Origin of the sequence: Pseudomonas sp. W3I7 (assembly GCF_030816095.1) — a bacterium.
Classification (GTDB): domain Bacteria; phylum Pseudomonadota; class Gammaproteobacteria; order Pseudomonadales; family Pseudomonadaceae; genus Aquipseudomonas; species Aquipseudomonas salomonii.
Genome location: NZ_JAUSXP010000001.1, coordinates 6,654,196 through 6,675,296 on the forward strand (window position 1 = coordinate 6,654,196; position 21,101 = coordinate 6,675,296).

Consider the following 21,101-nt stretch of genomic DNA (forward strand, 5'->3'; position numbering starts at 1 on the left):
TCCATGACTTGCGCCACGCCCCCTATCCCAGACTCCAGCCGCCCCGAGGTTGCCTACGCGTGCTGCCTGGAAGCGCCCTCGTTGATCGGCCGGTTTTTGCAGCACCCGCCAAAGGGCTTTGACGCGCGGCTGTCCGCCCAGGGCCTGCCGTACTTCTTCACGCCATTCGACCTGCTGACGACGGCTGAAGACGAGTTCGTGAACCGTGTGCGCGGCTGGCCCGGGTTTGGTCTTTGGAATGCGTGGCTGCGCATCGACAGCTGCTTTGTCGGCACCACGGTCAGCGAATATTCGCCACTGCCCCGCAACGTGCCGCCCCAGGACCTTGCGCAGTGGCTGCAAGAAGAGTGCGCACCGCAGCGCAAACTCATGGTCGTCAAAGATGTGCCCAGCGACTCGCCGCTGCTGAGCGAGGCGGATAACCGCTACGCCCAAGCCTTGATCGAGGACTGCACCCGGCGCGGCTTTATCAGCCTGGAAGGCCAGGCGCTGGCCTATGTGCCGATCAACTTCAGCAACATCGACGAGTACCTGGCGCGTTTGTCCCACAGCCGTCGGCGCAATATCCGACGCAAACTGCGCAGCCGCGAAGCGTTGCGGGTGGAAGTCCTCGACACTGGCGATGCGCGCTTCAACGATGAGGCGTGGCTTGCGCAGTTGTACGGCCTGTACAAGGCGGTGTACGACCAGAGCGAGATTCACTTTGACCTGCTCACCGCGGAATTTTTCAGCAGCCTGCTACGCGATGCGGGCAGCAGCGGGCGGGTGTTCTGCTACTGGCACTGCGACGAACTGATCGGCTACAACCTGTGCTACGTAGAGGGCGACAAGCTGCTCGACAAGTACATCGGGCTCAACTATCCGCAGGCGTTGGAGTTCAACCTGTACTTCGTCAGCTGGTTTGTGAACCTGGAATACGCCGTGGCCAATGGGCTGAAATTTTATGTGGCCGGCTGGACCGACCCGCAGGTCAAGGCCAGCCTCGGCGCCGACTTCACGTTCACCCGCCACTTGGTCTGGATCCGCAACCCGCTGCTGCGCAAGCTCGGCAACCGTTTCCGCCATTACTTTGAAAGCGATGCGCGGTGGCAGCAGGAGAAACCCGAATGAGCCAGGACCGCGCACCGCTGATCCTCGATTTCGACAGTGCCGTGAGTGACATTCCCGGCGCGATCACCTTGCCCATGCAGGCCTGGCAGGAAAAAATCCGCTTCGGTTGCCGCTGGGCGCAGTTCAAGGAACTGGAAACCGCCCTGCACACGCAGATGCCCACGGATTATGGCTGTGTGTTCACCGGCAGCGGCGATTATCACCACCTCAGCCAGCTGCTGCTGAACCGCCTGCCGACGCAGCAGAAGTTTCAGCTGATCATCTGCGACAACCACCCCGACAACATGCGCTACCCGTTCGGCATCCATTGTGGCTCATGGGTTTACTGGGCCAGCCGTTTGCCCCAGGTCGAGCATGTGCATGTGCTGGGCATCGGTTCGCAGGATATCGGCCTGGGCCACGCCTGGGAGAATCACTGGTCGCCGCTGCTCAAACGCAAGCTGACCTACTGGAACGTCAACGTCGACACGCGCTGGATGAACTGGATCGGCGCCGGGCGCAGCAACCGTGCGTTCAGCAACGCCGATGAGCTGATGCGGGCGTTCCTGGCGCAGTTCGACCGTACGCTGCCGGTTTACCTGTCCATCGACAAAGACGTGCTGAGCCCCGAAGTGGTCAACACCAATTGGGACCAGGGCGAGTTCCTGGAGCAGCATTTGAACGACCTGATCGACGCTTGCCAGGGCCGGATTCTCGGTGCGGACATCACCGGCGATGTCTCGGCTTACCACTATGAGAGCACGTTCAAACGCTGGTTGAGTGCCTCCGATGGCCAGGAAGAACTGCCGCCGGCGCAGGTGCAGATCTGGCAAGCACAGCAGAACGAGCTGAATGGCCGGCTGGTGGCCCGTATCAATCAGGGGTGGCGACAATAACGTTGAGCTGGGCGAGTACGCGTTCGAAGTGTTCGTCCGTCAGCCAATGGCTGTTGCTGATCGACAGTGTGCGGCTGGCAAACGCCTGGGCCTGGCTAATGTCGCCGCCCGGTTGCAGCAAAGGGGCGACGGCGGGGTAGTCCGGCAAGGTGTGGATAAACAGGCGCGTCACGCCCAGCCCGGCCGTCCACAGTTGCGCCATGGCGGCATCACGCGCCTGTGCGGTCGGCATCAGCACCATCAAAAACGGCCAGGTGCCTTGCTGCCCCAGCCGGTCCATGATCACCGAGACGCCGGGCAAGTCATTCAAACGTGCTGCCCGGCGCAAGGCGCGGGTACGGCCTTGCTGCAAGTAGTCGGGCAAGCGCGCCAGTGCGGCGGCGCCGACCTTCTGCCGATAACCGCCGAGGCGGTGCAACGGGATATCGTTGATCGAAAAGTCATCGCCCACGGCGCCTACTTCGTCGCCCTGTGCCAGCGCCGTGCGCAAGGCGTTGCCATACACATAGTGCAAGCCGCGCGGTTGGTAAAGCAGCGCGTAAGCCCAGAGTTCAGCGCTGCGTTGCAGCTCCCAGCGCAGGCTGAAGGGCAGGTCCTGCGCGCACTGGCGGTGCAATGCCTGGTGCAGCACCGGGTCGCGGCTGAACAGCACGCCGCCTTCGGCCGTGGTCAGGCCTTTGCCGAATGCCAGGCTGAAAAACCCCACGTCGCCTTTAAGCCCGACGCTGCGGCCATCGTCGAGGGCGCCCAACGCCTGGGCGGCGTCTTCGATCACCACGGCGCCGACTGATTCGGCAATACGCTTGGCGACGTCTACGTCGGCCACGCGCCCGGCCAGGTGGGTGACCACCACGGCCAGGGTGCTGTCGTCGCACAGTTGCTTGAGGTGTTGCTCGTCGAGGTCAATGCTGGCGGGCTGCAAATCACAGGGCACCACCCGCAACGGCGGGCAGTAATGCGCGGCCAAGGCCACCAGCGGGCAGGTGTACGCCGGCACAATCAGCCGGGTGCGGCCGGGCATGCGCTGCTGCAGCACGCGCAGGGCGATGATCAGCGCGGCGGTACCGGAGCAGGGCAGTGCAGGCAGTGGAATCGAAAACTGGCGGGCCAGCGACTGGGCGAGGTCGCCCGATAAACTCAGCAAATCCCGCGCGCGCAAGGGCAGGCCGGCGGTGGGCGGGATTTCCTTGTTCATGACACCAGTGGCTGCGAAGGCTCGGCCTCGACGGTTTTGCTCTCTTTGTCTTCACTGCGCGCCAGGCACAGGATGCCCGCGATGATCAGTGCGCCGCCGATGATTTTCGGCCAGGTCAGGGTGTCATCGAACAGCCAGACCGAGATCAGCGTCACGCTGATCAACTCCAGGTGCGAGGCCGCAAACGCCGGGCCTACCGGGGCGTATTTGAGCAAGGTCATCCAGGTAAAAAACGCGCCGATATAGCCGACAAAGGCGCCGTAGATCCACGGTGCGCCAAACACCCGGGCCAGCCACGCGACGTCCATGGTCAACGGTTCGGCATGCACCGAGGCAAATTTGAAACTGACCTGCGCCAAGGTGTCGAAAATGATCAGCGCGAGAAACCCCAGGATATAAAAACGTTTCATCATTCAAACCCTACGACGGTCACGCCACAGGCGATCAGCATGATGCCGATCAACCGCCATTTACTCAGGCTTTCCTTGAACAGGAAACGCCCGGCAATCATGATCACCACAATGTTGATCGAGCCCAGCATCACGCCGACCGACAACGGCACCAGCGTGAGAAACGCCAGCCACAATACGAACTCGAAGACATAGCAGATCACCCCAAGCCAGATCCACGGGCGCTTGAGCATGTGTTTCCAGTGGGCGAGGCCGTCATGCTCGGCGCTGGCCGAGGCGGCGGCTTTGAACGCCAGTTGGCCGGACGTATCGACGATAACGTTGAGCATCCAGAGGATGATGGTTAACTGGCTCATGGAGTCTCGTGTCTGCTTGCAATGTCACTGGACGCTTACAATACAGGAGCCTGCCGGCGGGGTGACTGGAGTTTGCCGGTCGAACAGCCGGCGTTCAGTTTGACGCCTTGCTCCACTGGCAATAGCAGCCCACCGCCAGGGTGTGAGTGGCATCGACGTCGCGCCCGGCCGCCAGGGCTTTGAGGATAGGCTCGATAAAACTGTTGCTCGAATTGCACGTCAGCCCTTCGCTGTACGGCCCGAAATACGCGAGTTTGCCACTGCGATCCCAAATGCCAACGGCCGGAGTCGCCGGCACTTGGTCGGCGCCGAGCAGGGCATCGAGCGGTTTCATTTTGCGCAAATTGTCGGGCAGTTGGCCGTGGCTGCCGGCCTTTTGCAGGGCATAAAACTCGACGCCCTGAGGCGCGTATTGCTCGATCAGTTCACCCAGGTGCTGCTGGTTGCCGACGTTGCAGGGGCAGGCCGGGTCCCAGAAGTGCACCAGGCGAATCGGGCCAGGGCCTGCCAGTTCGGCGGGCAGGCGCAGCGCATCACCGGAAAACACCGCAGTGTGTTCGCTGAATGCGCGTAAATAGCGGCCCTGGAACCAGTCATATGCCGCCCACAGCACGCCGGCGCAGATGACCAACAGCAGGCCGGCAAACAAGGCAGAGCGGTAGGGTTGTCGCATTCGGAACTATCCTCGAAGGTCGCGTAGCTTGCCATGCTTGCCCTGACAGATGAATATCGCAGCTCGATATTCATCTTCACCGTCAGTCTGGAAGCCTTTATGCCTGTGAGTTTTGACCCCGATCATCTGCGCGAGAGCTTGCGGCCGCTGGTGGATGCGCAACCGCTCAGCGCCGAGGCGCGGGTCTACCAGCGTTTCTATGGGCTGGACCTGGCGGCGCGCAAAGTACCCGTCGTGAGCCGTTTGGGTCGTTTTGAGGTGGATGGCTTCCAGGTGGTGGCGCAGGTGTGGTGGCCGGCGGCGCCGGTGGCGACGATGTTCCTGTACCACGGTTTCTACGACCATATGGGCCTGTACCGGCATGTGGTGGACTGGGCGCTGGATCAAGGTTTTGTAGTGGTCGCCTGCGACTTGCCGGGCCACGGGCTTTCCAGTGGCGCGCGCGCCAGCATCGACGATTTTGCGGTGTACCAGGACGTGGTGCAGGCGCTGTTTGCGCAGGCCCACAGCTTGCAACTGCCGCAACCGTGGCACCTGTTCGGGCAAAGCACCGGCGGCGCGGTGGTGGTGGACCATCTGCTCAACCACGGCGCCGACAGCCCGGCCCAAGGCAAGACCTTCCTGCTCTCGCCCCTGGTACGGCCGCGTGCGTGGGGTTGGTCGCAGGTCAGCTATTACCTGCTGCGCCCGTTCGTCAAAGGCATTGCACGACGGTTCAGCGAGAACACCCACGATCCCAAATTCAAACCCTTTCTGGAAGCTGACCCGTTACAGCCGCGCCAACTGCCGACCGCCTGGGTTGGCGCGCTGGCACGCTGGATTAAACGTATCGAAGCTGCACCGCGCAGCACTCGGCGGCCGGTGATTGTGCAGGGTGAGGAAGATATGACGGTGGACTGGCAGCACAATTTGCAGGTGCTGCGCGGCAAGTTCGACCAGCCGCAGGTGTTGATGCTGCCGCGTGGAAGGCATCACTTGGCCAATGAGATTCCTGAGATTCGCGAAGAGTACTTCAGGTATTTGACGGACCATCTGAAGTAGCACCGTCCAAATGTGGGAGCTGGCTTGCCTGCGATAGCGGTGTTAACTGACACGCCGCCATCGCAGGCAAGCCAGCTCCCACACAAGCCTGTTTCCACATGGGTTACTGCGACAGGCTGGAGGTGCTTTGGCCTACCGCCAAACCTGCGCGAATTGCCGCCAGCGCTGCCTTGTAATACGCCCGGCCTTCAGGCGACTCGGCAAACGTGGCGAATTCTTCCAGCTCCGGGTCGGACAAGTCTCGGTAGACGTACAGCAGCGTGTTGTTCAAGTCGTTACCGATCTGCTGCATCAGCCGTTCACGCTGACCGTTCAACATGCCTTGCGCCTGACCGCCGCCCAACAGGCCGGGAATCATCTGGCTCAAGCTGTCGGCCGCCACGCCGGCAATCGCCAGGCTGACTTCCGCACCGGCTTCGCGGGCCGGCAGCGCCTGGGCCAGGTGGCCGATGATCAGGCTGCGGGTGGCATCGGCTTCAATGTGCGGCAGGCCCTTGGCATTTTTCGCCAGTTGGTCGCGGCGTGTGGCCAGCAGTTCGGCGGCGACGATTTTGCGACCCAATGGCGACTGGAAAAACGCCAGGGCCGGTTTCGGGTCCGTCAGGTTTTTGCGTAATTGCGCCTCGGCCCGCTGATCCATGGCCTGGGCGGCGAAGCGTTTATTGCTGTTGTCCACCAGCGCCTGGTACACCGCCGGCGGCAGGCTATTGCGGTAGCGTTGCTGGGCGGCACTGAGGGCGTCATTGAAATGCGCACGTTGTTCGGCCCAGCCGGCGACCTTGTACAACTGGTCGTGGCCGTCTGCCCAAGCGGGCAAAACGCAGAACATCAGCAAGGAAAAAAACAAACGACGCATAGGGACTCCTGTCAGTCGGCCACTATTGTCCGTGTCGGGCGTAGGATTTGTCGAGAAATCCTATCAGTCACCTGACTAAAGTGTGTTCAGACGCTCGGCGGCTCTGTCGGATTCATAGGCGTATGGATACTATGCGCGCCATGCAAATATCCCTCGAACACCCGCTGCTGCAACGCATCGTCGACGACCTGGCCGAAAAAGGTTGGTCGCAGCAGAACGGCTTCCTGCCCCAGGCTCTGACCCTGGAGTTGGCGGCTGAGTGCCGTAAACGTGCGGCTGAGGGTGAATTGGCTCCGGCGGCTGTAGGACGCGGACCCGCGCAGGAGATACGCGAGGGCATTCGCGGTGACCATATCCAGTGGCTGGAGGAGGGCGACGCCGCTGTCTGCGAGACCTACATGAGCGTGATGGACAGCCTGCGCCTGGCCATGAACCGCAGCCTGTTCCTGGGCCTGGAAGATTTCGAAAGCCACTTCGCGATGTACCCGCCAGGGGCGTTTTACCTTAAGCATCTGGACCGTTTTCGCGACGATGACCGGCGCATGGTCTCGGCGGTGGTTTATTTGAATGAGGCCTGGTTGCCTGAGCATGGCGGCCAGTTGCGCATGTACCTCAAGGGCGGCGTGGAATTCGATGTGGTGCCCACCGGCGGTAGTCTGGTGGTGTTCCTGTCGGGGGAGGTGCCCCACGAAGTCCTGCCCGCCACGCGTGAACGCCTGTCCCTGACCGGCTGGTTCCGCCGACGCGGTAACGAGCCGTTTTAAACATGGAAAAGATTCTGATCAGTCGCTGCCTGCTCGGGCACAAGGTGCGCTACGACGGTGGCGCCAGCGGCCCCTTCGATCAATTGGCGGCCTGGCAGGCCGAAGGCCGCGTGGTTGCGATCTGCCCGGAAGTGTCAGGCGGTTTGCCGACACCGCGGCCTCCCGCTGAGATCGCCGGCGGGCAGGGTATAGATGTGTGGGAAGGGCATGCGCAAGTGCTGACGGCCGAGGGCGAAGACTTCAGCGCCGCCTTCCTCGACGGCGCCCGTCAGGCCCTGGCATTGGCGCAGCGGCATAACATCCGCATCGCGATTCTGAAGGCCAATAGCCCATCCTGCGGCAACCTGCTGACCTATGACGGCACCTTCAGCGGCGTAAAGGTCAGCGGCGAAGGCGTGACCGCGGCGCTGCTCAAGCGCCATGGCGTGCGGGTGTTCAGTGAGCTGGAGTTGCCCGAGGCGGCAATTGCCCTGGCACAACTCTGAGGTTCAACCCAGATCAATTGTGGGAGCTGGCTTGCCTGCGATAGCGGTCTTGCAGCCAGCTCATCTGCTGACTGACTCACCGCCATCGCAGGCAAGCCAGCTCCCACACAAGCCCGCTCCCATATCGACTGTGTTTCACTCAGGTGAAAACCACTTCTGCGTCAGCGCCTTCAAGCGGCCATCGGCCCTCACCCGCTGCAATGCATTGTCCAGGCTGCTTTTGAATGCCGGGTTGCCCTTTTGGAATGGAATGGCCAGCTCAGGTGTTTGCTTATAGGCCTCACTGAAATCGAACCGATCCTGCAGCGCGGCAGTCATAGCGATATGGTTGATGGCCACGTCGAACTTGCCGCTTTCCACGCCCGGCAACAGGTCGGCGTCATCGACGGTGATGAACGAGGGGCGAACCTCCATTTCCTTGGCCAATTGTTCACCCAGCTCCACTTCAAAACCGGTTAGCTTGTCACCGTCCTTGAAGTTGTAAGGCGGGGTGTTGGCCTCCAGGGCAATGCGCAGTTCGCCGCGATCAAACACGTCATCGATCAGTTCGGCGTGAGCCAGTGGGCTCAACAGGGGCAGTAAAAGTACAAGGCCAGGCACAAAGCGCATGGTCGCTCCTAAAGAATTTGTGCGTGCGAGGCGCCATTGAGCATCGCTTGCTAGGGTGTTGAGTGCCTTGGACAGCAATTTGTCGCGAAGTTGTGATAACCCTACAGATTTCACCGTAAAACTGGAGAAGCGAATGAAAGCCCTTTTGTCCCGTGCAACCCTGGCCAGCCTCTTGCTGGGTGCTTCGATGTTGGCCACAGCTGCCGACGGTATCTCGCGCAGCGCGCCACCGGAAGGCGCCAAAGTCTTTATCGTGTCGCCAAAAGACGGCGCCACCGTCGATAAAACCTTCACTGTGAAGTTCGGCATGGAAGGCCTCAAACTGGCCCCGGCCACCAGCCAGGACCCAGGCACCGGCCACCACCACCTGCTGATCGACCAGAAAGAACTGCCGGACGCCAGCGTGCCGATCCCGGCCACCGATACCGTGATCCACTACGGCAAGGCCCAGACCGAAACCGAACTGACCCTCACCCCAGGCAAGCACACCTTGCAACTGGTAGCCGGCGACAAACTGCACATGCAGTTCAACCCGACTGTAGCCTCCAAAGTCATCACGGTTAACGTCAAGTAAGATTTGTTCAGACAAAAAAAGGGAGCCCCGAAAGGCTCCCTTTTTTGTGCAGCGTTCAAAGCGTTAGAACAACACGCGGCTACGAATAGTGCCGTTGATGTGCTGCAGCTTCTCTTGCGCCAGGTCCGAGTACTCGGCGTCGACGTCGATCACCACGTAGCCAACCTTCTCGTTGGTCTGCAGGAACTGACCGGAGATGTTGATGCCGTTTTCCGCGAAGACCTTGTTGATCTCCATCATCACGCCAGGAATGTTCTGGTGGATGTGCAGCAGACGGTGCTTGCCAGGGTGAGCCGGCAGCGCCACTTCGGGGAAGTTGACCGAAGACACCGAGGTCCCGTTGTCGCTGTACTTGACCAGCTTTTCCGACACTTCCAGGCCGATGTTGGCTTGGGCTTCAGCGGTGGAACCGCCGATGTGCGGCGTCAGGATCACGTTGTCCAGGCCACGCAGCGGGCTTTCGAAGATGTCGTCGTTGGAGCGTGGCTCTACCGGGAACACGTCGATAGCGGCGCCGATCAGGTGCTTGTCCTTGATCGCGTCGGCCAGGGCGTCCAGCTCAACCACAGTGCCGCGTGCCGCGTTGATCAGGATGCCGCCCTTCTTGATGGCGCGGATTTCCTTCTCGCCGATCATCCACTGGGTTTCAGCGGTTTCCGGTACGTGCAGGGTGACGATGTCAGACATGCCCAGCAGTTCGGTCAGGCTCGACACCTGGGTGGCGTTGCCCAATGGCAGCTTGGTCAGGGTGTCGTAGAAGAACACCTGCATGCCCAGGCCTTCGGCCAGTACCGACAATTGCGTGCCGATCGAGCCGTAACCGACGATACCCAGCTTCTTGCCCCGGATTTCGAAGGAGTTGGCCGCGCTCTTGATCCAGCCGCCACGGTGGCAGGAAGCGTTTTTCTCAGGAATGCCGCGCAGCAGCAGGATCGCCTCGGCCAGTACCAGTTCCGCAACGGAACGGGTGTTGGAGTACGGTGCGTTGAACACCGCGATGCCGCGCTCGCGCGCAGCATTAAGGTCGACCTGGTTGGTGCCGATGCAGAAACAGCCGACGGCCACGAGTTTCTTGGCGTGGTCGAAGATCTCTTCGGTCAGCTGAGTGCGGGAGCGAATGCCGATAAAGTGCGCGTCGGCGATCTTTTCCTTTAACTGGGCTTCCGGCAGAGAACTGGTGATGTACTCAATGCTGGAGTACCCAGCGGCTTTCAGTACGTCGACAGCCGATGGGTGGACGCCTTCCAGAAGAAGGAACTTGATCTTGCTCTTATCGAGAGAAGTCTTGCTCATCTGCGTAAACCTGTATCCCGGAGAAAAATGGCAGGGAATCGAGCAGTTAGTGCCTTGAATCAGTGCACAAGAGCTGACCCGGACGGCAGGAAAGCCGTCACCGCAGAAACGCCCTTGGGCTCTGTCCTGCGGGGGCGGTATGCTAGCATACGTGCCCCGCTAAACACCCATTCCTGCGACGTGAAGCGTTCTCAGGATGACCATGAATTGTTCGAGAGTTCCGTCGATGACCCATCCTGCCCTGATTGATGAGCTAAAGACCCTGGTTGAGCCCGGCAAAGTGCTGACCGATGCAGACTCCCTGGAGGCTTACGGCAAGGATTGGACCAAGCACTTCGCCCCCGCGCCGACCGCTATCGTGTTTCCCAAGACCATCGAGCAGGTGCAGGCCATCGTCCGTTGGGCCAATGAACACAAGGTGGCGCTGGTGCCATCGGGCGGGCGTACCGGCCTGTCGGCCGCTGCGGTGGCGGCCAATGGCGAAGTGGTCGTCTCGTTCGACTACATGAACCAGATCCTCGACGTGAACCTCACCGACCGCACCGCTGTGTGCCAGCCGGGCGTGGTCACCAAGCAACTGCAGAACGTCGCCGAAGAAAAAGGCCTGTACTATCCGGTGGACTTCGCTTCGTCGGGTTCGAGCCAGATTGGCGGCAACATCGGCACCAATGCCGGCGGGATCAAGGTGATTCGCTACGGCATGACCCGCAACTGGGTGGCCGGCATGAAGGTGGTCACCGGCAAGGGTGACGTGCTGGAACTGAACCGCGACCTGATCAAGAACGCCACCGGCTACGACATGCGCCAGCTGTTTATAGGCGCCGAAGGCACCTTGGGCTTTGTAGTCGAAGCCACTATGCGCCTGGACCGTGCGCCGAAAAACCTCACGGCCATGGTACTCGGCACCACCGATTTCGACTCGATCATGCCGGTATTGCACGCGTTTCAGGGCAAGCTGGACCTGACCGCCTTTGAGTTCTTCTCCGACAAAGCCCTGGCCAAGGTCATGGGCCGTGGCGACGTGCCGGCGCCGTTTGAAACCGACTGCCCGTTCTACGCGCTGCTGGAATTCGAAGCCACCACCGAAGAGGTCGCCAACCACGCTCTGGAAACCTTCGAGCATTGCGTGGAGCAGGGTTGGGTGCTGGACGGCGTGATGAGCCAGAGCGAAACCCAACTGCACAACCTGTGGAAACTGCGCGAGTACATCTCCGAGACCATTTCCCACTGGACGCCGTACAAGAACGACATTTCGGTCACTGTCTCCAAAGTACCGGCGTTTTTGAAGGAAATTGATGCGATCGTCGGCGAACACTACCCGGACTTCGAAATCGTGTGGTTCGGCCACATCGGTGACGGCAACCTGCACCTGAACATCCTCAAGCCGGAAAACCTGAGCAAGGACGAGTTCTTCGCCAAGTGCGCCACCGTCAACAAGTGGGTGTTCGAGACCGTCCAGAAGTACAACGGCTCGATCTCCGCCGAACACGGCGTGGGCATGACCAAGCGCGATTACCTGACTTACAGCCGTTCCCCGGTTGAAATCGAATACATGAAAGCAGTGAAAGCGGTGTTCGACCCGAACGGGATCATGAACCCTGGCAAGATCTTCGCTGTTTAACCGCCCTGAAGGAGTCGTTTCATGAGCTACCAGCACAAGTATGTCGACGGCACCAACATCCACTTTCCCCTGGGCAAAGTGGTGTGCATCGGGCGTAACTACGCCGAACACGCCAAGGAACTGGACAACCCGGTGCCGACCGAGCCGTTGCTGTTCATCAAGCCGGGCAGTTGCGTGGTTGCGCTGGAAGGTGGTTTCGCCATTCCGACCGAGCGCGGTTCGGTGCACTACGAAGTGGAAATCGCGGTTTTGATCGGCAAACCCTTGTCGACCAAGCCCAGCCGTGAAGAAGTGCTGGATGCCATTTCCGGCTTCGCTCCGGCCCTGGATTTGACCCTGCGCGACAAGCAGGCCGAGCTGAAAGCCAAAGGCTTGCCGTGGGAAATCGCCAAGTCCTTCGATGGCGCCGCCGTGATTGCCCCCTTTGTGGTCAGCAGCACCTTTGCCGACGTGACCGATATCGGCATCCGCCTGACCATCAACGGCGAAGTACGCCAGGACGGCAACAGCTCGCAGATGCTCAACCCAATCGTCCCGATGATCCAGCACATGGCCGGCTGCTTCTCGCTGCAGGCGGGCGACGTGATCCTCACCGGCACTCCAGCCGGTGTAGGCCCGTTGAATGTGGGTGATGAGCTGGTGCTGGAATTGGGTGGCGGCAGCCGCTTCGAAAGCGTCGTTCGCTAAGAGCCAGGCAAAACGGTCAAAAATGTGGGAGTGGGCTTGTGTGGGCGCTGGCTTGCCTGCGATAGCATCGCCTCGGTCTAACTGAAAAACCGAGTCGTCTGCATCGCAGGCAAGCCAGCTCCCACACTGGTTTGCGCGCGCTTGGTTTTGCATTTTTTTCACACACCATCCGGATAATCACCAGCCTCCTGCGCGCGGGCTTGTTGATCCTGTGCTATCACCTAAAGCTGACTCTGCGGAAAAGCGCTCAATGGCCGTGTCCCTGCCTACCCTCACCTCCAAGCCCCGTTCGCGTTTTGCCCTGCGTTGGTATTCCTGGCTGTTTCTGGTCGGGGCCATTGTTTATGGCATTGCCTGGGCGATGCACTGGGACGACCGTGGGGTGCTGTGGCTCGCTGAGCGCTTCGAAACCCCGGCCGAACGCCAGGCCAGCGTCTGGCTGCCGGATTACCATGCGGTGATCGATGGCAAATTGCTGCCGGGCATGGAAAAGGATGAGGCTTCGGACCTGTCCTACAACCCGCAGACCAAAACCCTGTTTTCCGTAATGGGCAAAAACCCTTTCCTGGTTGAGCTGAACCTGCAAGGCGATGTGCTGCGCAAGATGCCGCTCAACGGCTGGAGCAACCCGGAAGGCGTCACCGTGATGGAAAACGGCCTGATGGCCATTGTCGACGAGCGCATGCACACCCTGAGCGTGGTGAACGTCGACGCCAGCACGCAGCAACTGAACTATGCCGACTTCAAGCACTATGACCTGGGCCCCTCAAAGGACCAGAACAAGGCATTTGAAGGCGTGACCTGGGATAAGCGCAACCAGCAGATCGTGCTCGGCGAAGAGCGCCCACCGGCGCTGTTCACCTGGAAAAGCGATGGCGCCACGCTGACCGGCGATAAGCAGAAGATCGCCAGCACCGAGCTGGACATGCGCAACCTCTCGGCCTTGGCCGTCGACCCGCGCACCGGGCATTTGCTGGCGTTGTCGGCCGATTCCCACCTGCTGCTGGAGCTGGACGAGCACGGCGAGCAAGTCAGCTTCATGACCCTGCTCGGCGGTTTCAATGGCCTGAAAAACACCATCCCGCGTGCTGAAGGTGTGACCATGGACGAAGCCGGCACCTTGTACATGGTCAGTGAGCCAAACCTGTTCTATCGTTTCGAGAAGCAGAAATAGCCGACGATTACGTCGGATACTTCGCTATCAGCGGCATTCGCCAGACAGTCGACTGCGTTTAAGTTTAAATTCAGACGGGCGTGATACTTATTCGCCACTTTTTGACTTGAGCTTGCCTGATGCGTCGACTCGCCCGCCCCAAACCCGCGTTTTTTATCCTGTTGCTGCTCGCCCTGGTGATTGCCGGGGCGGTCGCGCAGAACTTTCGCTTGTTCGAGCGGGCCTGGTTCAACCTTCAACACTGGCGCCATCCTGCCGATGAACGCTCCATTGGCCTGAATGATTACCGGGTCAGCCTCGAAGCCAAGGTCATCGAAGGGCTCGACGATGATGTCTCGGCCCTCACGTACGACCCGATACGCAAAAGCCTGTTTACGGTGACCAACAAAAACGCCGAGCTGATCGAGCTGTCGCTGGACGGCAGGATTCTGCGGCGCATCCCGCTGGTGGGCTTTGGCGATGCCGAGGCGGTGGAGTTCATCAGTGACAACATTTATGTGATCAGCGATGAAGCCCAGCAGCGGCTGATCAAGGTGCACGTGAATGACGACACCCAATTTCTCGACGCCGCCGATGCGGAGCAGATGACCCTGGGTGTACACATTGGCGGCAATAAAGGATTCGAGGGACTGGCTTACGACTCGGTGGGCAAGCGCCTGTTCGTGGCCAAGGAGCGCGACCCGATGCTGATTTACGAGGTACACGGGTTTCCCCATTTCAAACCGGAAAAAACCTACTCGGTGCATGTGATCAACAACCCCAAGCGCGATGCCGGGCTGTTTGTGCGCGACCTGTCGAGCCTGCAGTACGACGAGCGCAGCGGGCATTTGCTGGCGCTGTCGGATGAGTCGTTCCTGGTTTTGGAGCTGGACATCGACGGTCGCCCGTTGAGCAGTCTTTCCCTGCTCAACGGGCGCCATGGCCTGAAAAAACGTGTGCCTCAGGCCGAAGGGATCGCCATGGATGACGAGGGCTCGCTGTACCTGGTCAGCGAGCCGAACCTGTTTTATGTGTTCAAAAAGCCCTGATCAAAACATCCATTGCACGCCCAGGGAGTAGCCGGTCTGGCTGCCCTCGGCATGCCCAAGGCGGCTGTTGACCTCGGCGTAGACACCCAACTGCGGGGTGATCGCCAACTGGCTGCCGATTTGTGCGCGACCAAAGCTCTTATCCACGGAACCCAGCTTGGCGGTGCGCGCCTGGCCATCGGCGCGGGCGGTCAATTGCAGGTCATCGAGGCGCCCGTCAGCCAGTTCCTTGACCCAGGCGATGTCGCCGTAAGGCAGCAGGCTCAAGCCATAGGGCAGGGCGACGGCACCGCGCACGCGCCAGCCGAGGCTGGCTTCCAGGGAATCGAAAGACTGTTCTTCGTACTCCAGCGCCGTGCGCAGGTTCTGTTTCTCGTGGAATTTATCGATGCGCGAGTGGCTGTAATCCAGCCCGGCAAACGGCCCGCTCTTGATTGCGCCGAAGTCGAAGTCATAACCGCCGAGTACGCGTGCGCCCAGGGACAGCGCGTCGGTATTGCCGCTCAGTTGCTGATTGAGCAGCACCGGCCCGCCGTTGGCCTGGATCAGCAGGTTGCGCTTGGCCTCAAAACGCGTATGGCCGACGCTCAAGTCGCCCGCCAACCAGCTTGGCCCGCCATCGTTGAGCAAGGCATAGACCGCGGCCTGCCAGGTGTCGCTGTCGAGTTTGCCGCGTTGCTCGAGCTTGTCACGACCATTGAGGTAACTGAGGCTGGCGCCGATGTTCAGGTTGGAGGTGAGCTGATAGTCACCCAAGGCGTGCACGCCCAGGCGTCGGGCGTCACGGTTGAGCGAGCTGTCGAAGCCGCTGTCGGGGGTGTATTCGCCGTCCATGCCGATTTCGCCGTCGAAGCTTCCGACCTCACGGCTGGCTGCCTGCAAGGTCAACCAACGGCGATCATGCAGGCGGACCATGGCCTGATGCTGGCGTTGCAGGTTGTCCTGCATATTGCGGGCAACGGCGCCGCCCGAGGCGGTCGAGGCCAGCAGGTCGGCGTTGGTCAGCTCCAGCACCAGGCGGCTGAGCAGGCGCGAGTAATCGCGCAGGCGCTGGTCGATGCGTTCCTGGCCGAAGGCATTGGTCAGCACGGTTTTGTTGTCTTCTGCCGGGTCGTGCCAGGTGGAGCCACCGGGGATTTTCGGGTTGTTGGTCTGGGTGTAGCCGTCCAGGTCGCCCAGTTCCCAGTTGGTGGCTTCGATGTACAAAATCGGGATTTTCAGCGGTTCGAACGGCTCGCCATCACTGCAGCAGCCGGTGCCTTTGGGGTATTGCGGGTCCAGGCCGGGGTTGGTGAACAACGGGATGTTCAATTCCCTGGCGATCTGGAAGGTGTGTTCGCGCAGCGATGCCAGCGCGGGGTTGGCGGTGCTGTTCTGGCCAGCGTGGGCGTACATCATGTCGCCGGTGATCAGGCTGTCGAGGTTGATCATCGCCAGCATGTTCGCGCGTTGGCTGGCGCTGAGTGAGTCGACAAAGGCCTTGGAGCCGCGCAGGCCTTCTTCTTCGGCGCCGAAGGCGACCACCTGCAGGCCGTTTTCCAGCTGCAAACCGCCAAGGTTCTTCGCCACTTCGGTCAGCACGCTGGCGCCGGAGCCGTTGTCGTCCAGGCCTTGCAAGGTCGGGCGGCCGAAGTAGGTGTCAAAGTGCGCGCCGATCACCACGTATTGCGCTTTAGTGCCGGCAGCATAGGCCACCACGTTTTGCGAGGCACGGCTGCCGTTGTTCCAGGTGAAGTTCTGGCGACTGAGGCTGTAGGCCGAACCCATCTGGCTTTGCATCCAATCCGCCGCGCCGGCGAAATTGGCCGTGCCGCGATACCGGCCGGGGTAATCGTTGATCAGCTTTTCCAGAGTGGTATTGGCGTGCTGGCCGTAATCGTAGGCCTGGGTTTGCGCCGACAGCAGGCTGCCGACCACGCTGATCGCGAGGGCTAGGGGCTTTATCACAAGGTCTTCCTTGAGGTGATTGAGGTTTTCCAGCCCAGACCCTTTGCACAATGCGCGCCTCATTCACTGGGCGAGCGCGAAGTGGCGCATTGTTAAACGCGTGGGTCGCCTGGCTGTAATTTGTAACGGATTTGATACCAATAAAGGTGTGGGATGCCGTGACGTGGCGCACGGTTTTGGGCGGGGGTGCTGCGAAAAGTAGCGGTTTTGTTACATGGAGGCCGAGGCGAGCACAAATCAAAATGTGGGAGCGGGCTTGCTCGCGAATGCGGTGTGTCAGTCAACTGATCTGGCACTGACACACCGCATTCGCGAGCAAGCCCGCTCCCACACAAGCCCTGTCTCCACAGGAAATTAGCGCTGAGTTTTAGGCTTTAAGGGTTTTCACGCCTTCAGACGTACCCAACAGCAACACATCCGCCGGGCGCGCCGCGAACAGGCCATTGGTCACCACGCCGACGATCGCATTGATCTGCGTCTCCAGCTCCACCGGATTGGTGATCTGCATGTTGAACACATCAATGATGATATTGCCGTTGTCGGTCAACACGCCTTCGCGGTACACCGGGTCGCCGCCCAGTTTCACCAGCTCGCGGGCCACGTGGCTGCGGGCCATCGGGATCACTTCCACCGGCAGCGGGAAGGCGCCGAGCACCGGCACCAGCTTGCTGGCGTCGGCGATGCAGATAAAGGTCTTGGCTACGGCCGCAACGATCTTTTCGCGGGTCAGGGCTGCGCCGCCGCCTTTGATCAGGTTCAGGTGCTCATCGCTTTCATCGGCGCCGTCGACGTAGAACTCCAGGTCGCTCACGGTATTGAGCTCGTACACCGGAATGCCATGGCCTTTAAGGCGCGCGGCGGTGGCTTCGGAGCTGGCCACGGCGCCATCGAATGCGCCCTTGTGTTGTGCCAGCGCGTCGATAAAGCAGTTGGCGGTGGAGCCGGTGCCGACACCGACGATGCTTTTATCGTCGAGTTTAGGAAGGATTAAATCGACAGCGGCTTGGGCCACTGCCTGTTTGAGTTGATCCTGGGTCATGCGGGCTCCGGAACGGGCGGGGAGTTATCGAGGGCGGCGAGTATAACCCAACAAAACCTCGGGATTCGTGTGGTCGCCCAGCCAAAAGCCGGGTTAGACTCCTTGGCCCTGCCCAACTCGCCCAGTGATTCCCGCCGATGCTTGAACAGTACGTCAAAAAGATCCTTACCTCGCGCGTTTACGACGTTGCCGTAGAAACCCCCTTGCAGACCGCTCGCCAGCTCTCCGAGCGGCTGGGCAACAAGGTCTGGCTCAAGCGTGAAGACTTGCAGCCGGTGTTCTCGTTCAAGATTCGCGGTGCCTACAACAAACTCACGCAACTGAGCGCCGAAGAACGCGCGCGCGGTGTGGTCACCGCCTCGGCGGGCAACCACGCCCAGGGTCTGGCCCTGGCGGCCAAGGTGCTGGGGGTGAAAGCCACCATCGTGATGCCCAAGACCACCCCGGAAATCAAGGTTGAAGGCGTGCGCTCGCGCGGCGGCAAAGTGGTGCTGCACGGTGATTCCTTCCCGGAAGCCCTGGCCTACTCGCTCAAACTGGTCGACGAAAAAGGCTACGTCTACATTCACCCCTACGATGATCCGCACACCATTGCCGGGCAGGGCACCGTGGCGATGGAGATTCTGCGCCAGCACCCTGGGCCTCTGGACGCGATTTTCGTACCCGTGGGCGGCGGCGGCCTGATCGCCGGGATTGCGGCGTATGTGAAATACCTGCGCCCGGAAATCAAGATCATCGGCGTCGAGCCGGACGACTCCAACTGCCTGCAAGCCGCCATGGCCGCAGGCGAGCGCGTAGTGCTGCCGACCGTCGGCATCTTTGCTGATGGCGTGGCGGTAGCGCAGATCGGCCAGCACACCTTTGATATCTGCAAAGACTATGTGGACGAAGTGATCACCGTCAGCACCGACGAAATCTGCGCGGCCATCAAGGACATCTACGACGACACCCGCTCGATCACCGAGCCTGCGGGTGCGCTGGGCGTAGCGGGCATCAAGAAATACGTGGAAACCCGTGGCGTGACCGGGCAGACCCTGGTGGCCATCGACTCCGGCGCCAACGTCAACTTCGACCGCCTGCGCCATGTGGCCGAGCGCGCCGAGCTGGGTGAAGGCCGCGAAGCCATCATCGCCGTGACCATCCCCGAGCAGCCGGGCAGCTTCAAAGCGTTCTGCGAGGCCGTGGGCAAGCGCCAGATCACCGAATTCAATTACCGCTACCACTCCGGCCGCGAGGCGCACATCTTCGTGGGTGTGCAGACTCATCCGGAAAACGACCCGCGCAGCGCGTTGATCGCCAGCCTCACCAGCCAGGGTTTCCCGGTGCTGGACCTGACCGAAAACGAGCTGGCCAAATTGCACATTCGCCATATGGTTGGCGGGCATGCGGCCAAAGTCAGCGACGAGCTGGTATTTCGCTTCGAGTTCCCCGAGCGTCCGGGCGCGCTGTTCAACTTTCTTAACAAATTAGGCGGGCGCTGGAACATCTCGATGTTCCACTATCGCAACCACGGCGCAGCCGACGGCCGTGTGGTCGCAGGCCTGCAAGTGCCGGCGGACGAGCGCCACCTGGTGCCGGCCGCGTTGGCAGAAATCGGCTACCCGTATTGGGATGAAAGCGAAAACCCGGCTTACCAGCTGTTCCTCGGTTGAGCGACTACGCTGACTGAGCGGCCTTTAAGGAATCGAAACCATGGAAACGCTGACCACCCTCAAGGTTATTCACATCACCGCCACCGTGTTGCTGTTGCTCAGCGGCCTCGGGCTGGCGGCACTGGCCTGGCGCAAACGCAGCGCCGGCCCGACGGTTACCGTGCAGCGCCCGTGGGCGTTCGTGTGGTTGCTGATGGGGGTTTGCGTGGTCAGCATGCCGTTCACCGGCTGGTGGCTGGTGCATCTGCTCGGCTGGCCGCTGGGGCAAACCTGGATTTTGGGTTCCAGCATTCTCTACACCGTGGCCGCACTGGCGTGGTTTTGGCTGGTGGCGCGGCTTAACCGCCTGCGCAAGGGCGAGGGCGGTAGCCTGAATTTCACCCTGGTGCTGGCGGTGGTCAGCCTGGTGGGGTTTGTAGCGATTGCCGGGTTGATGGGCGCCAAGCCGGTTTAACGGGATGAATATTCTGCTGGTCGGCGCCACCGGTTTTGTCGGTGGCCACTTGCTGCGCGCCCTGCAGCAGGCTGGGCACAGTGTGATCGCGACGTGCCGCAAGCCTGTAAATCAGGGTGGGCCAGGGGTGCAATGGCAGGCGCTGGATGTGGGCCGGTTGGCTGCCGACCCAGGTTGCTGGGTGTTTCCTGAGTCGGTCGATTTAGTCATCAATGCGGCGGGGTTGCTGAGCGTGGATGCGGCCGAGCTGAGCCGCGTCCAGGATCAGGGCGCCCGCGCGCTGTTTGATCTGGCCGCCCGTCACGGTGTGCGAGTGTTGCAGATCTCTGCCCTCGGTGCCTCAGCGCAATCGGATGTGGCATTTCTGGCCAGCAAAGGCGCTGCTGACGACTATCTGCTGAGCCTTGGCATACCCGCCGTGGTGCTGCGGCCTTCGCTGGTGGTGGGCGCGGGGGGCGCCAGCAGCGCCTGGTTGGCGGGGCTGTCGCCCTGGCCGCTGATTCCATTGCTGGACCTTAACGCTCAACTGCAGCCGGTGCATATCGACGACCTGGTCGGCGCGGTGCTGGCCGTGTTACGCCAGTGGCCTGCCGAATCATTGGTACTGCCGGTGGTGGGGCCCGCGCCGATGCGGCTCGCTCAAGTCATTGATCACCTGCGCGTCGCTCAAGGCTGGCGCGCAGGCCGATACCTGCAAGCGCCATTGCTGGGGTTGGGCGGCTGGCTGGGTGATCGCCTGGGCTGGCGGGCCTTGAACTCACAAAGCATTGCCCTGGCTCAGCGCGATAACGTCGCCGACCCCGAGGTGCTGGCGTCGGTCTGCGGCTACACCGCCGCGCCGCTAGCCTCACGCCTGCAAGGCTGGCCCAGCGCTGCCCAAAGCAGCCAGCGCACCATTCGCCCGCTGATGCTGGCGGTATTGGTGCTGATCTGGCTGGGTACGGCGGCGGTTTGCGTTGGGCCGGGTTACGCCTGGGGTCTGCGCATCATGGCCGAGGCCGGTGTGCAGGGCACTTGGGCGACAGTGGCGGTGATCGCCGGGGCGATGTGTGATGGCCTGTTGGGCCTGGGGTTGCTGGTTGCGCGCTGGCGCAGGTCGGCGCTGATCCTGCAATTACTGTTGATGGGCGGCTATACCGTGATTATCAGCATAGTCCTGCCCCATTACTGGTTTGATCCTTACGCGGCAGTCGCCAAAAATCTGGTACTCATGGTGGCGACCCTTTGGCTGCTCTGGACTGAGCCTTCTCAGGACTGA

Annotated in this window: 22 protein-coding genes; 13 read left to right on the plus strand and 9 right to left on the minus strand. The window is 61.1% G+C overall.

The genetic code is table 11. From position 1 onward, the window contains the following. Window positions 1-3 precede the first annotated feature (3 nt). Both QF043_RS30415 and QF043_RS30420 read left to right on the plus strand, forming a co-directional pair. Window positions 4-1,110 (plus strand): GNAT family N-acetyltransferase, encoded by a 1,107-nt coding sequence (locus tag QF043_RS30415; RefSeq protein ID WP_307421250.1) that lies wholly within the window; start codon window positions 4-6, stop codon window positions 1,108-1,110. Continuing rightward, on the plus strand, window positions 1,107-1,985 hold the full coding sequence (locus QF043_RS30420) for a hypothetical protein (RefSeq protein WP_307421251.1): 879 nt from the start codon (window positions 1,107-1,109) through the stop codon (window positions 1,983-1,985). Before QF043_RS30415 ends, QF043_RS30420 begins: the two co-directional genes overlap by 4 nt. Here the strand turns inward: QF043_RS30420 and QF043_RS30425 are convergent. The 4 genes from QF043_RS30425 to QF043_RS30440 all read right to left on the minus strand — a co-directional run bounded on the left by QF043_RS30425 (window position 1,963) and on the right by QF043_RS30440 (window position 4,619). Next, window positions 1,963-3,180: a DegT/DnrJ/EryC1/StrS family aminotransferase gene (locus QF043_RS30425; RefSeq protein ID WP_307421252.1), complete on the minus strand. Its 1,218-nt coding sequence runs from the start codon at window positions 3,178-3,180 to the stop codon at window positions 1,963-1,965. The genes QF043_RS30420 and QF043_RS30425 overlap by 23 nt on opposite strands. Further along, window positions 3,177-3,590, minus strand: coding sequence for a multidrug efflux SMR transporter (locus QF043_RS30430; protein ID WP_017139520.1), 414 nt, complete (start codon window positions 3,588-3,590; stop codon window positions 3,177-3,179). The genes QF043_RS30425 and QF043_RS30430 overlap by 4 nt, the downstream gene beginning before the upstream one ends. Then, on the minus strand, window positions 3,590-3,946 hold the full coding sequence (locus tag QF043_RS30435; protein WP_026013873.1) for an EamA family transporter: 357 nt from the start codon (window positions 3,944-3,946) through the stop codon (window positions 3,590-3,592). The genes QF043_RS30430 and QF043_RS30435 overlap by 1 nt, the downstream gene beginning before the upstream one ends. Before the next feature lie 94 nt (window positions 3,947-4,040). Next, window positions 4,041-4,619 (minus strand): DUF6436 domain-containing protein, encoded by a 579-nt coding sequence (locus QF043_RS30440; protein WP_307421253.1) that lies wholly within the window; start codon window positions 4,617-4,619, stop codon window positions 4,041-4,043. A gap of 99 nt (window positions 4,620-4,718) precedes the next feature. On the opposite strand from QF043_RS30440, the gene QF043_RS30445 reads away from it, so the two are divergent. Next, window positions 4,719-5,660, plus strand: coding sequence for an alpha/beta hydrolase (locus QF043_RS30445; RefSeq protein WP_307421562.1), 942 nt, complete (start codon window positions 4,719-4,721; stop codon window positions 5,658-5,660). A gap of 103 nt (window positions 5,661-5,763) precedes the next feature. Here the strand turns inward: QF043_RS30445 and QF043_RS30450 are convergent, their stop codons facing one another. Continuing rightward, the gene (locus QF043_RS30450; protein WP_307421254.1) at window positions 5,764-6,516 is read right to left on the minus strand and encodes a DUF2059 domain-containing protein; all 753 of its coding nucleotides are present in this window, start codon (window positions 6,514-6,516) and stop codon (window positions 5,764-5,766) included. Between the two features lie 131 nt (window positions 6,517-6,647). On the opposite strand from QF043_RS30450, the gene QF043_RS30455 reads away from it, so the two are divergent. Next, window positions 6,648-7,280, plus strand: coding sequence for a 2OG-Fe(II) oxygenase (locus QF043_RS30455; RefSeq protein ID WP_307421564.1), 633 nt, complete (start codon window positions 6,648-6,650; stop codon window positions 7,278-7,280). A 2-nt stretch (window positions 7,281-7,282) separates the two neighbouring features. Then, a complete protein-coding gene (locus QF043_RS30460) occupies window positions 7,283-7,765 on the plus strand; it encodes a DUF523 domain-containing protein (protein ID WP_307421255.1) in 483 nt (160 codons plus the stop codon). Window positions 7,766-7,900: 135 nt separating this feature from the next. Here QF043_RS30460 and QF043_RS30465 read toward each other — a convergent pair whose 3' ends face one another. Beyond that, the gene (locus QF043_RS30465) at window positions 7,901-8,374 is read right to left on the minus strand and encodes a transporter substrate-binding domain-containing protein (RefSeq protein ID WP_307421256.1); all 474 of its coding nucleotides are present in this window, start codon (window positions 8,372-8,374) and stop codon (window positions 7,901-7,903) included. 133 nt (window positions 8,375-8,507) lie between these two features. On the opposite strand from QF043_RS30465, the gene QF043_RS30470 reads away from it, so the two are divergent. Continuing rightward, window positions 8,508-8,948: a DUF4399 domain-containing protein gene (locus tag QF043_RS30470; protein WP_307421257.1), complete on the plus strand. Its 441-nt coding sequence runs from the start codon at window positions 8,508-8,510 to the stop codon at window positions 8,946-8,948. Window positions 8,949-9,011: 63 nt separating this feature from the next. Here QF043_RS30470 and serA read toward each other — a convergent pair whose 3' ends face one another. Continuing rightward, window positions 9,012-10,241, minus strand: coding sequence for a phosphoglycerate dehydrogenase (serA, locus tag QF043_RS30475; protein ID WP_010167810.1), 1,230 nt, complete (start codon window positions 10,239-10,241; stop codon window positions 9,012-9,014). A gap of 226 nt (window positions 10,242-10,467) precedes the next feature. On the opposite strand from serA, the gene QF043_RS30480 reads away from it, so the two are divergent. The 4 genes from QF043_RS30480 to QF043_RS30495 all read left to right on the plus strand — a co-directional run bounded on the left by QF043_RS30480 (window position 10,468) and on the right by QF043_RS30495 (window position 14,751). Further along, window positions 10,468-11,862 (plus strand): FAD-binding oxidoreductase, encoded by a 1,395-nt coding sequence (locus tag QF043_RS30480; protein WP_307421258.1) that lies wholly within the window; start codon window positions 10,468-10,470, stop codon window positions 11,860-11,862. 21 nt (window positions 11,863-11,883) lie between these two features. Beyond that, window positions 11,884-12,549 (plus strand): fumarylacetoacetate hydrolase family protein, encoded by a 666-nt coding sequence (locus tag QF043_RS30485; protein WP_307421259.1) that lies wholly within the window; start codon window positions 11,884-11,886, stop codon window positions 12,547-12,549. A gap of 250 nt (window positions 12,550-12,799) precedes the next feature. After that, window positions 12,800-13,723 (plus strand): SdiA-regulated domain-containing protein, encoded by a 924-nt coding sequence (locus QF043_RS30490; protein ID WP_307421260.1) that lies wholly within the window; start codon window positions 12,800-12,802, stop codon window positions 13,721-13,723. A 119-nt stretch (window positions 13,724-13,842) separates the two neighbouring features. Next, window positions 13,843-14,751 carry an SdiA-regulated domain-containing protein gene (locus QF043_RS30495; protein ID WP_307421261.1) on the plus strand — a complete coding sequence of 303 codons (909 nt, stop codon included), beginning with the start codon at window positions 13,843-13,845 and terminating at the stop codon, window positions 14,749-14,751. On the opposite strand, the gene QF043_RS30500 is transcribed toward QF043_RS30495, so the two are convergent. After that, window positions 14,752-16,698, minus strand: coding sequence for an autotransporter domain-containing protein (locus tag QF043_RS30500; protein ID WP_307421262.1), 1,947 nt, complete (start codon window positions 16,696-16,698; stop codon window positions 14,752-14,754). A 367-nt stretch (window positions 16,699-17,065) separates the two neighbouring features. Beyond that, on the minus strand, window positions 17,066-17,737 hold the full coding sequence (gene rpiA / locus QF043_RS30505) for a ribose-5-phosphate isomerase RpiA (RefSeq protein ID WP_005792336.1): 672 nt from the start codon (window positions 17,735-17,737) through the stop codon (window positions 17,066-17,068). A gap of 137 nt (window positions 17,738-17,874) precedes the next feature. Here rpiA and ilvA point away from each other — a divergent pair, with 137 nt between their 5' ends. The 3 genes from ilvA to QF043_RS30520 are packed head-to-tail and all read left to right on the plus strand — an operon-like array spanning window position 17,875 to window position 21,101. Continuing rightward, window positions 17,875-19,389, plus strand: a complete 1,515-nt coding sequence (gene ilvA / locus QF043_RS30510; protein WP_056857657.1) for a threonine ammonia-lyase, biosynthetic — start codon at window positions 17,875-17,877, stop codon at window positions 19,387-19,389. A 40-nt stretch (window positions 19,390-19,429) separates the two neighbouring features. Next, window positions 19,430-19,843: a DUF2269 family protein gene (locus QF043_RS30515; protein WP_307421263.1), complete on the plus strand. Its 414-nt coding sequence runs from the start codon at window positions 19,430-19,432 to the stop codon at window positions 19,841-19,843. Window positions 19,844-19,847: 4 nt separating this feature from the next. Then, window positions 19,848-21,101: an SDR family oxidoreductase gene (locus tag QF043_RS30520; RefSeq protein ID WP_307421264.1), complete on the plus strand. Its 1,254-nt coding sequence runs from the start codon at window positions 19,848-19,850 to the stop codon at window positions 21,099-21,101.